Source organism: Neisseria sp., assembly GCF_030527965.1.
Taxonomy (GTDB): domain Bacteria; phylum Pseudomonadota; class Gammaproteobacteria; order Burkholderiales; family Neisseriaceae; genus Neisseria.
Map to the genome: position 1 here is coordinate 1 of NZ_JAUMZU010000006.1, position 13006 is coordinate 13006.

Here is a 13006-nt window from a genome sequence, read left to right on the forward strand (position 1 = left end):
AGCAACAGAACCAGCCGCAATACGCGCAAACCGCCCCTGCATTGGGTCTTTCTGATATGCCTGAAAAGGCACGGCAGCTTTGCCGAGAGTGTAAGGCGCATTTGGTTGATTTCTATAAAAAACATGATATCGCTTATAACGAAGCCGATGCGGATAAAACGGCGGCAGCAATCGGTGTTGCCGCTTATCGGGAACGCGTTCCTCATGTGCAATCGCTCCATATCAGGGAAGACGGTCTGCTTTCCGTAGGGCATTTAACACCTCAAGGTGTTTTGAGCTATGCTTCTTTAGATTCCGCCCAAGCGGCTGCAACGCCCATAGAAGAAAGTGTTGCTCAGTCGCGGCAGGCAGAGCAGGAATTGGCACAGAAGGCGCAGCAACGTGAAATGGCGCTGGCCGCATCACAATCGCACGGGAGAAGTATTTCTTAGATTGATGGAAAGCGTTGAAAAAGCCTGTCTGAATATTTTCAGACAGGCTTTTTGCTATTTGTAGCACGTTACAGCCCAATCAATGAGCTGATTTGCGGCCAGTAAAACAAACATGCGATGGCGCATACGGCTACGACAATGCCCGCTGCGTTGATGGCGCTGATTTTTTCTTTAAAGGCTACGGCACCGGTTAGGGTGCCTAATACAATCACGCCGATATTCATGCCGGCGTAAACCAGCGTCGGGCTGTCTTTCATGATCTGATGCGCACGAACATAGGTAAAAATATTGGCGAAATTGAGGCAGCCGAGTATCAAGCCGCCGAGAATGCCGGCCGCCGACCACTTGGTGCCTTTGGCAAACAGATAGCCGAACATCAGAATGCCGGCTAAACAAAACGCCACCAGCAGGTTGCCGGAAAACGCCGTGCCGCTTTTGGCGACTTCTTTAAACAGAATATCGATGACGCCGTAGCCCGCCCACACGCCGAGCGGCAAGCCGGCATTGCCTAATAGATTGCCGGATTTTTTGCCGCCGTCGGATTTCCACAGCAGGCAGAACAGGGCGGTAAATGCCAGTGCAATGCCGATGATGCGGTTTTGTGTCAGTTCTTCGTGGAAAATCAGGAACGCGGCGGTAATCGGCAGAAACAGTGAAAGCCGTTGCGCGGCATCGGATTTAACGATGCCGGCACGCTCCACCGAGCGCCCCATGATGAGGAATACCGAGGGCAGCAATACGCCTAAGGCAGCAAACAGCCACCAGGTCGGCAGAAAATGGCGCCATTGTGTTAGATCGGGTTGCAGGAAAATCATGCACAAGGCAATGGCAACCAGATAATTGACGGCTATTGCTTGAGCGATATCGATTTTTTTTGACCGTGCCATTTTGAGTAAAACGGATACGGCAACGCTGCAAAGGATGCTGCTGATAAGAAAGATCATAATATTTTGATTTTTTGATGAATAATATTAAACGCGTCGCCTTCTCGTGCAATATCTGTTTGGGAAACGGCGTTTGGGATGTGTATGGTCAAGCAGTATTTCAAAAGTATGAATTAAGCAAAGGCCGAGCCGATTTTGCTTATTCTATCACTCCAAGCATGTAAACCGGCTTTCTCTTTATCAGGGAAAGCCGGGCAAAAGCGGGTTATGAAATTCAGAACCAGCCTTCTGTGGGCACAGGCTTTTTCTCGTTGAATTTGATAAAGCCAACCACGATGCGATAGATAGACCAGATGTAGGCTGCCGCGAGGATGAGCCAGCCGATGAGGATAAATATGGTAATTGTGCCGATAATAGAACCGATAAGGGCAACCCAGAAGGTTTTAATCAAATATTGCAAATGGCTGTGATAGAAGGTGCCTGCAAAGTCGTCGCGTTTCGTGTAGGCGATAATCACGCCGACCAAACCGGTTACACCTATAAAAACCGATAAGGCATACAGTATATAAACGGCCAAGGTGTAGTTATACGCATTATCCGGCTCAACGACGGTTTGGGCACCGCCGGTTTCGTGTACTGCGTTTTGCTCCGGAAGTGCATCTGGTTCGTTCTCATGATTCGGTTGATTGATGTTTTCCATTATGAGTCTCCTTTAATGACTGCTGACAATGAATCGGGTTGAATCAATCATCGGTTGCAACGCGGACGGTGGCAGGTTTGAGGCTCTTCAAAGCATCGGGCGCAACCACCACCAGAAAGCCGCGTTTGCCGCCGTTGATATAGATTTCCGGCAAATCCCAGATGCTTTCTTCCACATAAACCGGAAGGGCGGTTTTGGTGCCGAAAGGGCTGGTGCCGCCAACTAAAAAGCCCGTCCACTTGTTGGCTTGCTTCGGATCGGCAGGTTCGATGTGTTTCATGCCGAGCAGGCGCGCCAGATTGCGGGTGGAGATGTGTTTGTCGCCATGCATCAATACAATCAGCCCTTGCTTGGCTTCGTTTTGCAATACGATGGTTTTGATTACCGCATGTTCGGCTACGCCGAGGCAGGCAGCCGAATGAGCGGTTCCTCCATGTTCGACATAATCGTAGAGCTTAGGTTCAAAAGTGATTTTGTGCTCGCGCAGAAATCGGATGGCGGGCGTAACGGGATAATCTGTTTTGGCCATGGTTGTCTGATTGCTGAAATATTTTCTAGGCATATGTTAACATATCCATCCGTTTAAAACCTGCTCTTGGAGAATGAAGATGACCGTTAAATATTTTGGCCAAACCGCGCGCCTGTCAGAAGCAACCGTAGCCAACGGTTTCGTGTTTTTAGCGGGCATGGTGCCCGAAAATACCGATGCCGGCGTTACCGAGCAAACCCGAAACGTGCTCGCGCAAATCGACCATTGGCTGGCTCAATGCGGTTCGGATAAAAATCATATTCTGGAAGCAACCATTTTTCTGCCGGATTTGGCTGATTATGATGCGATGAACGTGGCTTGGGATGCGTGGGTGAATCCTGAGCGTGCGCCTGCTCGTGCGTGTGTGCAGGCTAATTTGGCCAAGCCCGAATGGAAAGTGGAAATCAAGGTTTCGGCCGTTCAGATTCAAAGCTGAAACAGTGTCTGACATAAATAATGCCTGTCTGAAAGCTTTCAGACAGGCATTTCTGTTATTAAACAATTTGCCGTTACGGGATGATAACGGTAAAGATGTAAGCCGCAAGGTTGACCAGCAAAACAATGCCGTAAAGCATATTGGTGCGGCCTTGGTTGAGTGAAATCATCACGATAAACGTTGAGAGTGCCAACAGCAGCATCGATTTCAAATCCAAGCCAAGCAGTAAGTCGATGTTGTAAATCAGGCAAACGATAATCACGGCCGGTATGGTAAGACCGATACTGGCCAAAGCTGAACCCAATGCCAGATTGATGCTGGTTTGCAGGCGGTTGCGGCGGGCGGCGGTAACGGCAGCCAAGCCTTCGGGGAGCAGCACGACCGCTGCGATGATGACGCCGACCAGTGTTTCCGGTGCGCCCGCCGCGGCTACCAATCCTTCGATAACCGGAGACAACGCCTTTGCCAGTAACACCACAATGCCCAAGCAGATAATCAGAAAGGTTAAGCTGATGAGCGCCACTTTGGTTGAAGGCGGCTCGGCGTGTTGATGTTGGTCGTCGTCATCGGCGAGAAAATAATCGCGATGGCGTACCGTTTGCATCATGATAAACGAGCCGTAAAGCACCAGTGAGGCGATGGCAACAAACATCATCTGCGCGGGGTTGTAAGTCGGGCCGTCGGTACTGGAGGTGAAATTAGGCAGCACCAATGTGAGTGCCAGAATCGATATCAGCGTAACCAGAGCCGTGCTGACTGATTTTTTACCGAAAAACTGCTCGTGATGCTTCATGCCGCCAATCATCAGGCATAAGCCAAGAATGCCGTTTAGAATCAGCATGATTGCGGCAAAAACCGTATCGCGTGCCAACGAGGCTGCGTTGTCGCCGCCCGCAACCATCAGCGAAACAATCAGCGCCACTTCGATGATCGTAATCGCCAAAGCCAGAATAATCGTACCGAAAGGCTCGCCCACTTTATGCGCCACCACTTCCGCATGGTGTACCGCGGAGAGCACGCTGCCGATCAGCAATGCACCGCCGCCGATTTCCAGCCAAACATTGCCTTTAATGCCAATAAAATAAAGCCCCCATGCCAACAGCGGTAAGGCCATCGACCATAAGGGAAGGGGAGAGTGAGAATGTTGCGCCATAAAGTCAGTATCCGTTTGGGTTCCGGTTTGTCAAAGGGCTATGATTATATAAAATTTCTTATAAAAATCAATATTCTCATGAAAAAATATTCATGATGCCTGTCTGAAAGGGAAGTGTTTTCAGACAGGCATGTTTATTTTAGTGATATATTGCTTGTTTAATCTTTTCCCGAAATCAGAAAGCCCGCATCATGCAACCCGTATTAGCTGTTACTTCCGGCGAACCGGCCGGTATCGGCCCCGATATCTGCCTTGATCTTGCATCCGCCCGCCTGCCTTGCCCTGTGGTGGTTCTGGGCGACATCAATTTGTTGCAACAACGTGCTGCCGAGCTTGGGAAATCGGTTGTTCTGCGCCATTACGATCCTGCAACACCGCCCGAAAACGGTGTGCTGGATATGGTGCATATCCCTCTGAAAACCCCGTGCGAAACTGGAAAATTGAACGCGGCCAATTCGCCTTATGTGCTGGATTTACTCGATTATGCTTATGACGGCATACAAAGCGGCCACTATGCTGCTATGGTTACCGCCCCTTTGCACAAAGGCATTATCAATGATGCAGGCGGCCCGTTTTTCAGCGGGCACACTGAATATCTCGCCGATAAATCCGGCACGGAAAAAGTCGTTATGATGTTGGCGGGCGGCGGTTTGCGCGTTGCTTTGGCCACCACGCATTTGCCGTTGAAAGATGTTGCCGCCGCCATGAGCGTGCCGCTGATTCAAAGTATCGCCCGCATTCTGCATCATGATTTGCAGCAAAAATTCGGCATTACCGCGCCGCGCATTCTGGTGGCGGGGCTTAACCCCCATGCGGGAGAGGGTGGCCATTTGGGGTACGAAGAAATCGACATTATCATTCCCGCCTTGCAGATGCTGCAAAAAGAAGGCATAGACGTACGCGGCCCTTATCCTGCCGATACTCTGTTTCAGCCTTTCATGCTGGAAAACGCCGATGCCGTGCTTGCTATGTATCATGACCAAGGGTTGCCGGTCTTGAAATATGCGGGTTTCGGCAACAGCGTGAACATCACTCTGGGTTTGCCTTTTATCCGCACTTCTGTCGACCACGGTACGGCGCTTGAGCTGGCGGGCACAGGCAAAGCCCGTTCCGGCAGCTTGCTGGCTGCGGTGCAAACCGCTTATGAAATGGCGACCAGCAAACCGATGCATGGTTGACGAGCGGCTATGATGTTTAACAAGAAAATGCCTGTCTGAAAATCTTTTCAGACAGGCATTTCGTTTCAAACGATAGATTGGCTACACAGGCCGCTTTATTGAATAGGCGCGGGCGCCGCATCCATACCGCCGCCGTCAACCGGTGCGGCAGGCGCCGTACCGTCGATAACAGGCGCAGCAGGTGGCGCAGCAGGCGGAACCGCAGCACCGTTATCCGGCATGCCGCCGGCGGGCGGAACAGCAGAACCATTGTCCGGCATGGCGCCGTTTTGTGGCGCATTGCCTTCCGGTGCAGCCGGAATACCGGCATTTTCAGGGTGAAACTCGAATTTTACACTGTCGTCGCTTTTCGAGCTGCGAGGCATGTTGTCAGGTTGTGTTGCCTGCAGACCGGGGATGTCGGTTGGCGCGTTTTCTGCCGCAGGCGGTTCGGCAGAAGCCACTGTGCTGCCTAAAATGGCTACTGAAGCCAAAGTCATTAATACGCTTTTTTTCATAGTATTCCTTCCTATTCAAGATTTACACCTCCCGCCGCAAATTTACAGCGGGAGGCAAACCCCGATTCTCTCTGCTTGATTTCGGTTTTGTTTCGATTTGCCAATCACAAACAAAGCGGCTGCGGATTTGCGGCACGCTTTAAAACCATTTCGCATATAAAAAATAACAAACCTTCTTGAAAAATATTTTTCAGACAGGCTTTTGTTCGAGCCCGCGAGCGGATTTAAGTTTTTCAAGAATATTTAAACAATATAATTTTGCCGCAGCAAAGCGTTAGTGAGCGGCATTTCGTTTTGAGTTTTTTTACAAAACCGGCCAAATGATGATTGATTCGGAAATTATTTTAATTAGGCAACTATAAATATAATGATTGGGTAAATAAGTGATAAGAAAGGTTTTGCCGGTTTGTTGAGATTGAGTTTTATTTATCTATTTGAAATAAAAGAATAAAAATTCTATTTTTACATCTAAAAAAATAAAAACTATTTGCATTTGTAATGGAAGAGGAACATAATTCAGCATAATCTTAAAATACAGCTTAGAAATACCCCTATGTTAATTGCGTTACTTATCATGCTGCGCGAAGGCATTGAAGCGGCCTTAATCGTCGGCATCGTGGCTGGATTTTTAAAGCAATCCGGTTACAGTCATCTAATGCCTAAAGTCTGGATAGGCGTGATATTGGCTTCTTTACTCTGCTTGGCAACAGGCATTGCGATTCACAAAACCACCGGCGAAATTCCCCAAAAGCAGCAGGAGTTTGTGGTCGGCCTTATCGGGTTGATTGCAGTCGGGTTGCTTACCTATATGATTCTCTGGATGCAGAAAGCATCCCGCTCTATTAAACAACAATTGCAAAGTTCGGTGCAGTCGGCACTCAACCGGGGCGGTAATCAAGGCTGGGCCTTGGTTCTCATGGCTTTTCTGGCGGTTGTTCGCGAAGGCTTGGAGAGTGTGTTTTTCCTGATTGCCGTTTTCCAGCAAAGCCCGTCGCCCAATATGCCGATTGGTGCGGTGCTCGGTCTGTTGATTGCCATAGTAATCGGTTGGCTGATTTACCAAGGCGGCGTTCGGATTAATCTAGCCAAATTTTTCCGCTGGACCGGTATTTTCCTTATTTTTGTGGCCGCCGGGCTGTTTTCCGGCGCCTTCCGCGCTCTGCATGAAGCGGGCATATGGAATATCGGGCAGACTGTGGTTGCCGATTTCTCACATATATTGCATGAAGACAGCGTGCTCGGCGTTTTGCTAGGCGGTTTCTTCGGCTATACCGACCATCCGGTAACCAGCGATATAGTACTTTATTTCGTTTATTTGATTCCCGTTTTATTTGTATTTTTAAAAGGCAGCAAACCGGCTGCAAAACCATAATTGGAGGAAGAATGAAAAAATTGAATTTAACCGCCTTGTCCGTGTTGTTGGCCTTGGGCTTGAGCGCCTGCCAACCGCCTGAAGCAGAAAAACCTGCTGCTCCTGCCGCCGCTTCCAGTGCGTCGGGTGCATCCGGAGCATCGGCTGCTGCCGGTGCTAATGGTTCGGTAAACATCGGTGTGAGCGACACGGCTTGCGACCCGATGACTTTAACCGTGCCGAGCGGTCAAGTGGTGTTTAATATCAAAAACAACAGCAGCCGCAAGCTGGAATGGGAAATTCTTAAAGGCGTGATGGTGGTTGACGAACGCGAAAACATCGCTCCGGGCTTGGGCGATAAAATGACTGTTACCCTACTGCCCGGCGAATATGAAATGACTTGCGGCCTGCTGAACAATCCGCGCGGCAAGCTGACTGTAACCGACAGCGGCTTCAAACAAGCGGGCGGCGAAGCCGATATGGAAAAACTGGCTAAGCCGTTGGCCGATTACAAAGCTTATGTTCAGAAAGAAGCGAATGAGTTGGTTACCAAAACCACCGCATTCGTTGCTGCTGTAAAAGCGGGCGAAATAGACAAAGCCAAAGCGATGTTCGCCGATACCCGCACCCATTACGAACGTATCGAGCCGATTGCCGAACTTTTCAATGAGCTTGATCCTGCTATCGACTCGCGCGAAGATGACTTTAAAGCAGGGCCGAAAGACCAAGGCTTTATGGGCTTCCACCGTATTGAGCACGCTCTGTGGATTGATAAAACCACCAAAGGTTTGGAGCCTGTGGCCGACAAGCTGGAAAAAGACGTTAAATTACTCAAGCAAGAAATCGACGTTCTGACCTTCCCGCCGAGCAAAGTGGTTGGCGGCGCGGCGGCTCTGATTGAAGAAGTGGCCGGCAGCAAAATCAGCGGCGAAGAAGACCGTTACAGTCATACCGATTTGAGTGATTTCCAAGCCAACGTTGACGGCGCACAGAAAATCATCGAGCTGTTCCGCCCGATGATTGCAGAGAAAAACAAAGAGTTGCTGGATAAAACCGATGCCAACTTCAAGCAAGTCAACGATATTTTGGCAAAATATAAAAACGACAAAGGCTTTGAAACTTACGACAAACTTTCTGACGCCGACCGTAAAACCTTGCAAGCCCCGATTAATGCTTTGGCTGAAGATTTGGCCAAATTGCGCGGCATTCTTGGTTTGAACTAATGCCTGTCTGAAAAGGCGGCAAAGAGCAACGCGGGTTTTACCCGCGTTGCTTAGTTTAGTAGGTGTAAATAATTAAACCGGCTGATAATTCAGCACCGGAAATGAATGAATCATGATTACCCGTGGGTTTAATCATTGAAAATAAAAATACAAGAAATATCAGACAATCTAAACACACAGACAATAGCCTATCTGAAAACAGGAGTGTACTATGTCAGACCAAAACCAAATTCCGAGTCAAAGCAAACGCAATTTATTCAAAGCCGCTGCCGTAGCGGGTGCCGGTGTTGTTGTGGGCGGTTTGGGTGGTTTTAACCTAGGCAAAAAAGAAGAAAAAGCCGAAGTGGCCCACCACAGCAGCTTGCATTACGATTGTTATGGCACGCACCAGGCGGGCATCACCACACCGCATCAGAATTTCGGCATTATGTGTGCCTTCGATATCACCGCCACCACCCCTTCCCAACTGATTAATTTTTTCCGCACCCTGACCGCGCGCATCGAATTTTTAACGCAAGGCGGTGAGCTGCAAGACGATGATGACAAACTGCCTCCTTCGGGCAGCGGCATTCTGGGTAAAAAAGTGCCGCCCGACGGCCTGACCGTTACCGTGTCGGTGGGCAATAGCTTGTTTGACGACCGTTTCGGATTGAGTGAAAAAAAACCGAAACATCTGAAGGAAATGGAAGGCTTTCATAATGATAAGCTGGTTGCCGAGTGGTGCGATGGCGATATAAGCATTCAGATTTGCGCCTTGAGCCCTGAAACTTGTCAAAATGCCTTGCGCGATATTTTGAAAAATACCGCCCAATTTGCCGTGATTCGTTGGAGCGTAGACGGCTTCTTGCCGAAAACCGAGCCCGGTTCGGCTGCTCGCAATTTGCTTGGCTTTCACGACGGTACCGCCAATCCCAACGTGGCAGACGCTAAAACAGCCGATGCCGTTTTATGGACAGGTGTGGCGGAAAACAGCTTGGATGAGCCGGCATGGGCTAAAAACGGCAGCTATCAGGCGGTGCGGTTGATTCGCCATTTCGTCGAGTTTTGGGATAGAACGCCTTTGCAGGAGCAACAAACCATTTTCGGGCGGGAAAAATACAGCGGCGCACCTTTGGGTATGAAGAAAGAGCACGATACGCCGGATTACGCTAAAGACCCCGATGGAAAAATTATTCCTAAAGACAGCCATATGAGGGTGGCTGATCCGCGAACGCCCGATTTTATGAAAAAGCACCTGCTATATCGCCGCCCTTACGATTATTCGCGCGGCTTATCCAAAGCAGGGCAGCTTGATGTGGGCTTGATTTTTATTTGCTATCAAGCCAATCTGGACGACGGCTTTATCTTTGTGCAAAAACTGTTGGATTTTGAGCCCTTGGAGGAATACATCAGCCCGTTTGGCGGCGGTTATTTTTTCACGCTTCCCGGTGTTAAAAAAGGCGAATTCATCGGTCAAAGTTTGATGGCCGGTTAATTTTCAGTTCGATATGAAAAGCAGAATAGCGCGAGTTGGCATTGTTAATGCTGATTCGCGTTGTTTTTTGAATTCCGCAAGCCGAATCGGGTGTATATGGTATTTTACGGCTGGCAGCAGATAATCAATTTTAAAAACGGAAGATTATCCATACTACTTTAGTATTAGTAAAAGAAGCGGGTAAGCGCTGTATCGGCCTTATGCTATAACCGCGCAGCATTTGCAAAATGATAATCTGAAAGGATGCAGCATGAAATACCAAAAAATACTGACCGCATTGTTCCTTTCCGCCGCTATTCCTGCATCATTTGCGGCGGAAATCACCGTATCGGCGGCAGCCAGTTTGAGCGATGCGTTTAAAGACATTGCCGCACAATATGAAAAACAATATCCTGATGCCAAAGTTAAATTGAATACGGCTGCTTCCGGCGTATTGCTGCAGCAAGCTGCTAAGGGTGCACCGGTAGATGTTTTGGCTTTTGCCGACCAAAAAACCATGGATATGGCGGCGCAACAGGATTTGATTGTTCCGGCCAGCCATAAGAATTTTGCTTTGAATACACTGGTGGTGGTGGCGCCTATCGATAGTAAATTGTCGGTTAAAAGTTTGAAGGATTTGCAGCAGCCGGATATTAAACGCATTGCATCCGGCAATCCGGACAGCGTGCCGGCCGGTCGCTATGCGCAGAATGCTATGGAAAAAGCCGGCGTGTGGGCTCAGATTTCGCCGAAAATCGTCCGCACTCAAAATGTGCGTCAGTCATTGGATTATGTGGCTCGCAGCGAAGTTGAGGCCGGTTTCGTTTATAATACCGACGCTAAATTGCAAAAAGATAAAGTTAAAGTTTTATGGACCGTGCCGTTAGCGCAGCCGGTTACTTATCCGATTGCGGTGGCGAAAGACAGCCGGTCTCAGGTTGAGGCGAAGCGTTTTGCCGATTATGTGTTGTCGGGTAAAGGGCAGCAGGTGTTACAACGTTACGGTTTCAGCAAGCCCTAACGGGTGATGTTTTCAGACAGGCTTTTATGTTGATTGATGAAGAGAAGCCTGTCTGAAAAAAGGCGGCTCTGCGCAAAAGAGGTTTTGCTTCTGTAGATTTGCCGAACTCCGTCTTGCTATGCTGATTGACTTTCTCCTTGCCTGCTGCTCCGAATCGGACATTCTCTTATTTTCTCTATGCCTGTCTGAAAATCCTTGCTAATGACGGAATCTTTATTCACCATCCTCTACCTTTCTTTGAAAGTTGCCGGGCTAGCTACTTTTCTTAATGTGGTGTTAGGTACGGCGGCGGGATTCGCGTTGGCTCGTTTGAGGTTTTTCGGGCGTGATTTTCTGGATACGGTGTTAACGCTGCCGATGGTCATGCCGCCGACCGTGCTGGGCTATTATCTGCTGGTGCTGCTCGGTAGGAAAGGGCCGTTGGGCGGTTGGTTGCAGGCTCATTTCGGCATAACGTTGATTTTTACTTGGCAAGGCGCCGTGATTGCCGCGATGGTGGTGACGTTTCCACTGGTTTTCAAACCCGCGCGTGCGGCGTTTGAAAGTGTGGATTTGCAGTTTGAGCAGGCGGCTCGTACGCTTGGGTTAAGCGCAACGGCGGTGTTTTTTCGCGTCAGCCTGCCTTTGGCTTGGCGCGGCATTCTGGCCGGCGTGCTACTGGCATTTGCGCGTGCTTTGGGCGAATTCGGTGCCACGCTGATGGTGGCCGGCAGTATTCCGAATGAGACGCAGACTTTGTCGATTGCAGTATATGAAGCGGTGCAGGCAGGCAATGATACGCTGGCCAATAGCTTGGTCTTGCTGATTTCCGCAGTGTGCGTGTTGATTTTACTGGTGGTCGGCCGTTTAGGCGGGAATCGGAACGGGAAAATGTGATGCTGTTTGATTTTTCTTTGCAAAAACAGTTATCAGGTTTTAAGCTGGATGTGACATTGGCATCTCAGGCGCAGCGTATTGCCGTGGTGGGGCGTTCCGGTTCGGGTAAAACGCTGATGATGTCTATTCTGGCCGGTTTGCTGAGGGCGGATGCCGGGTATATCAAAATCCGAAACCAAGTCTGGTTGGATTCGACACATTACTTGCCGGCACAAAAGCGCCGTATCGGGCTGATGTTTCAAGATTATGCGTTGTTTCCGCATTTGACGGTGGCACAGAATATTGCCTTCGGATTAAACGGCGGGTTGCTGAATCCAAAGCAAAAACGGGCGCAAGCGCAGGTTGGCGAATGGCTGGAAAAAATGCAGCTTGTTGATGTTGCCGCCTATTATCCTGTGCAGATTTCCGGCGGGCAGAAACAGCGTACTGCTTTGGCTCGGGCGCTGGCCATTCGGCCGCAGCTTTTGCTGCTTGACGAGCCGTTTTCCGCGTTAGATACCGATTTGCGCGGCATAATGCGGCGTGAGGTGGCTGATTTGGTTCGGCAAGAAGGAGTTCCGCTTATGGTGATTACGCATGATGCGCCGGATGCGGAAGCTTTGGCCGATGAAATTTGGCGGATGGAAAACGGCATTTTGAGGCGCGACGGAGAATAAAAATGCCTGTCTGAATAGGTTTTAGACAGGCATTTTTGCGTTAAGCAAATGTTTTGCTTGGTTTACATACGGTTGCAGGAAGTGCTGACTGCGTTGCCGTAAGGATCTTTGAAGTCGAAGTGGCTTTCGCCACCTTTTTGGTGCCACTCAGCACCGGAACCGAACAGGCCGTTGCTGCCGGTATAAAGTTCGCCGGAAGCAGCGCGGGCACGTTTCAATACTGCGCGTTTGTTATCAAGCGAAAGTTCGATTTTGTCGTCGCCCAAGTTGCGCACTCGTACAGACAGGCCGTTTTCACAACTAAAGCGCTCTGCCGAACCGCCACGGTTGCCACGGTCGCCGGCATCATCCGGGCGGCTAGATTCTTGATGTTCATGTTCATGATGTGGAGGCATGTCCGGTGCGGCACAGGCGCCCAGAATCAGAAAAGCGGGGATAAGAAACAAAGTTTTGATTTTCATTTAAGTTCTCCAAAATACTTCCTCGTAGCGGGAAGAGTGGTGCTTATGCTATTGAGGTCTGCTTAGATAAGCAAGAGGGTTTAACGGAATTTACGCCAAATAGGCTTTTATTGTTGCTTAAACGGAAGTAAAGCAGGGTGGCATATAAAGCTTTTGT

The 13006-nt window shown here is 49.4% G+C and carries 15 protein-coding genes and 1 pseudogene; 10 read left to right on the forward strand and 6 right to left on the reverse strand.

Annotated elements, in window-relative coordinates; all coding sequences use genetic code 11:
* Positions 1–431, forward strand: a pseudogene (locus tag Q4A84_RS03715) (hypothetical protein); the annotation flags it as partial.
* Positions 432–499: 68 nt separating this feature from the next.
* Here the strand turns inward: Q4A84_RS03715 and Q4A84_RS03720 are convergent.
* Positions 500–1375 carry a DMT family transporter gene (locus tag Q4A84_RS03720; RefSeq protein WP_303087587.1) on the reverse strand — a complete coding sequence of 292 codons (876 nt, stop codon included), beginning with the start codon at positions 1373–1375 and terminating at the stop codon, positions 500–502.
* A gap of 17 nt (positions 1376–1392) precedes the next feature.
* Here Q4A84_RS03720 and Q4A84_RS03725 point away from each other — a divergent pair, with 17 nt between their 5' ends.
* Positions 1393–1539: a hypothetical protein gene (locus Q4A84_RS03725; protein WP_303087588.1), complete on the forward strand. Its 147-nt coding sequence runs from the start codon at positions 1393–1395 to the stop codon at positions 1537–1539.
* A gap of 50 nt (positions 1540–1589) precedes the next feature.
* On the opposite strand, the gene Q4A84_RS03730 is transcribed toward Q4A84_RS03725, so the two are convergent.
* Positions 1590–2015: a hypothetical protein gene (locus tag Q4A84_RS03730; RefSeq protein WP_303087589.1), complete on the reverse strand. Its 426-nt coding sequence runs from the start codon at positions 2013–2015 to the stop codon at positions 1590–1592.
* Between the two features lie 43 nt (positions 2016–2058).
* Positions 2059–2544: a Cys-tRNA(Pro) deacylase gene (gene ybaK, locus Q4A84_RS03735; protein ID WP_303087590.1), complete on the reverse strand. Its 486-nt coding sequence runs from the start codon at positions 2542–2544 to the stop codon at positions 2059–2061.
* A 79-nt stretch (positions 2545–2623) separates the two neighbouring features.
* On the opposite strand from ybaK, the gene Q4A84_RS03740 reads away from it, so the two are divergent.
* Positions 2624–2980, forward strand: a complete 357-nt coding sequence (locus Q4A84_RS03740) for a RidA family protein (RefSeq protein ID WP_303087591.1) — start codon at positions 2624–2626, stop codon at positions 2978–2980.
* A gap of 73 nt (positions 2981–3053) precedes the next feature.
* Here Q4A84_RS03740 and Q4A84_RS03745 read toward each other — a convergent pair whose 3' ends face one another.
* On the reverse strand, positions 3054–4133 hold the full coding sequence (locus Q4A84_RS03745) for a calcium:proton antiporter (protein WP_303087592.1): 1080 nt from the start codon (positions 4131–4133) through the stop codon (positions 3054–3056).
* A 188-nt stretch (positions 4134–4321) separates the two neighbouring features.
* Between Q4A84_RS03745 and pdxA the strand changes: the two genes are divergently transcribed.
* A complete protein-coding gene (gene pdxA / locus Q4A84_RS03750) occupies positions 4322–5311 on the forward strand; it encodes a 4-hydroxythreonine-4-phosphate dehydrogenase PdxA (protein WP_303087678.1) in 990 nt (329 codons plus the stop codon).
* Between the two features lie 95 nt (positions 5312–5406).
* Here pdxA and Q4A84_RS03755 read toward each other — a convergent pair whose 3' ends face one another.
* Complete coding sequence (locus tag Q4A84_RS03755; protein ID WP_303087593.1) at positions 5407–5808, reverse strand: hypothetical protein; 402 nt, start codon at positions 5806–5808, stop codon at positions 5407–5409.
* Between the two features lie 553 nt (positions 5809–6361).
* Here Q4A84_RS03755 and efeU point away from each other — a divergent pair.
* The 6 genes from efeU (at position 6362) to Q4A84_RS03785 (ending at position 12388) form a co-directional block, all read left to right on the forward strand.
* Entirely contained in the window at positions 6362–7180 is an 819-nt protein-coding gene (gene efeU / locus Q4A84_RS03760) for an iron uptake transporter permease EfeU (protein WP_303087594.1), read from the forward strand.
* A gap of 11 nt (positions 7181–7191) precedes the next feature.
* A complete protein-coding gene (gene efeO / locus Q4A84_RS03765; RefSeq protein ID WP_303087595.1) occupies positions 7192–8382 on the forward strand; it encodes an iron uptake system protein EfeO in 1191 nt (396 codons plus the stop codon).
* Positions 8383–8593: 211 nt separating this feature from the next.
* Complete coding sequence (efeB, locus tag Q4A84_RS03770) at positions 8594–9856, forward strand: iron uptake transporter deferrochelatase/peroxidase subunit (RefSeq protein WP_303087596.1); 1263 nt, start codon at positions 8594–8596, stop codon at positions 9854–9856.
* Positions 9857–10106: 250 nt separating this feature from the next.
* Complete coding sequence (gene modA, locus Q4A84_RS03775; RefSeq protein ID WP_303087597.1) at positions 10107–10856, forward strand: molybdate ABC transporter substrate-binding protein; 750 nt, start codon at positions 10107–10109, stop codon at positions 10854–10856.
* 201 nt (positions 10857–11057) lie between these two features.
* Positions 11058–11732 (forward strand): molybdate ABC transporter permease subunit, encoded by a 675-nt coding sequence (gene modB, locus Q4A84_RS03780; RefSeq protein WP_303087598.1) that lies wholly within the window; start codon positions 11058–11060, stop codon positions 11730–11732.
* Positions 11732–12388, forward strand: coding sequence for a sulfate/molybdate ABC transporter ATP-binding protein (locus tag Q4A84_RS03785; protein ID WP_303087599.1), 657 nt, complete (start codon positions 11732–11734; stop codon positions 12386–12388). The genes modB and Q4A84_RS03785 overlap by 1 nt, the downstream gene beginning before the upstream one ends.
* A gap of 62 nt (positions 12389–12450) precedes the next feature.
* Here the strand turns inward: Q4A84_RS03785 and Q4A84_RS03790 are convergent, their stop codons facing one another.
* The gene (locus Q4A84_RS03790; RefSeq protein WP_303087600.1) at positions 12451–12849 is read right to left on the reverse strand and encodes an MliC family protein; all 399 of its coding nucleotides are present in this window, start codon (positions 12847–12849) and stop codon (positions 12451–12453) included.
* Positions 12850–13006 lie beyond the last annotated feature (157 nt).

What these genes read in the sequence shown, in the direction of transcription:
- Q4A84_RS03745 (WP_303087592.1), bottom strand. Translation starts at nt 4,133, where the DNA reads ATGGCGCAACATTCTCACTCTCCCCTTCCCTTATGGTCGATGGCCTTA.
- Q4A84_RS03720 (WP_303087587.1), bottom strand. Translation starts at nt 1,375, where the DNA reads ATGATCTTTCTTATCAGCAGCATCCTTTGCAGCGTTGCCGTATCCGTT.
- efeU (WP_303087594.1), top strand. Translation starts at nt 6,362, where the DNA reads ATGTTAATTGCGTTACTTATCATGCTGCGCGAAGGCATTGAAGCGGCC.
- Q4A84_RS03725 (WP_303087588.1), top strand. Translation starts at nt 1,393, where the DNA reads ATGAATAATATTAAACGCGTCGCCTTCTCGTGCAATATCTGTTTGGGA.
- Q4A84_RS03740 (WP_303087591.1), top strand. Translation starts at nt 2,624, where the DNA reads ATGACCGTTAAATATTTTGGCCAAACCGCGCGCCTGTCAGAAGCAACC.
- Q4A84_RS03790 (WP_303087600.1), bottom strand. Translation starts at nt 12,849, where the DNA reads ATGAAAATCAAAACTTTGTTTCTTATCCCCGCTTTTCTGATTCTGGGC.
- efeB (WP_303087596.1), top strand. Translation starts at nt 8,594, where the DNA reads ATGTCAGACCAAAACCAAATTCCGAGTCAAAGCAAACGCAATTTATTC.
- modA (WP_303087597.1), top strand. Translation starts at nt 10,107, where the DNA reads ATGAAATACCAAAAAATACTGACCGCATTGTTCCTTTCCGCCGCTATT.
- Q4A84_RS03730 (WP_303087589.1), bottom strand. Translation starts at nt 2,015, where the DNA reads ATGGAAAACATCAATCAACCGAATCATGAGAACGAACCAGATGCACTT.
- Q4A84_RS03755 (WP_303087593.1), bottom strand. Translation starts at nt 5,808, where the DNA reads ATGAAAAAAAGCGTATTAATGACTTTGGCTTCAGTAGCCATTTTAGGC.
- Q4A84_RS03785 (WP_303087599.1), top strand. Translation starts at nt 11,732, where the DNA reads ATGCTGTTTGATTTTTCTTTGCAAAAACAGTTATCAGGTTTTAAGCTG.
- efeO (WP_303087595.1), top strand. Translation starts at nt 7,192, where the DNA reads ATGAAAAAATTGAATTTAACCGCCTTGTCCGTGTTGTTGGCCTTGGGC.
- ybaK (WP_303087590.1), bottom strand. Translation starts at nt 2,544, where the DNA reads ATGGCCAAAACAGATTATCCCGTTACGCCCGCCATCCGATTTCTGCGC.
- modB (WP_303087598.1), top strand. Translation starts at nt 11,058, where the DNA reads ATGACGGAATCTTTATTCACCATCCTCTACCTTTCTTTGAAAGTTGCC.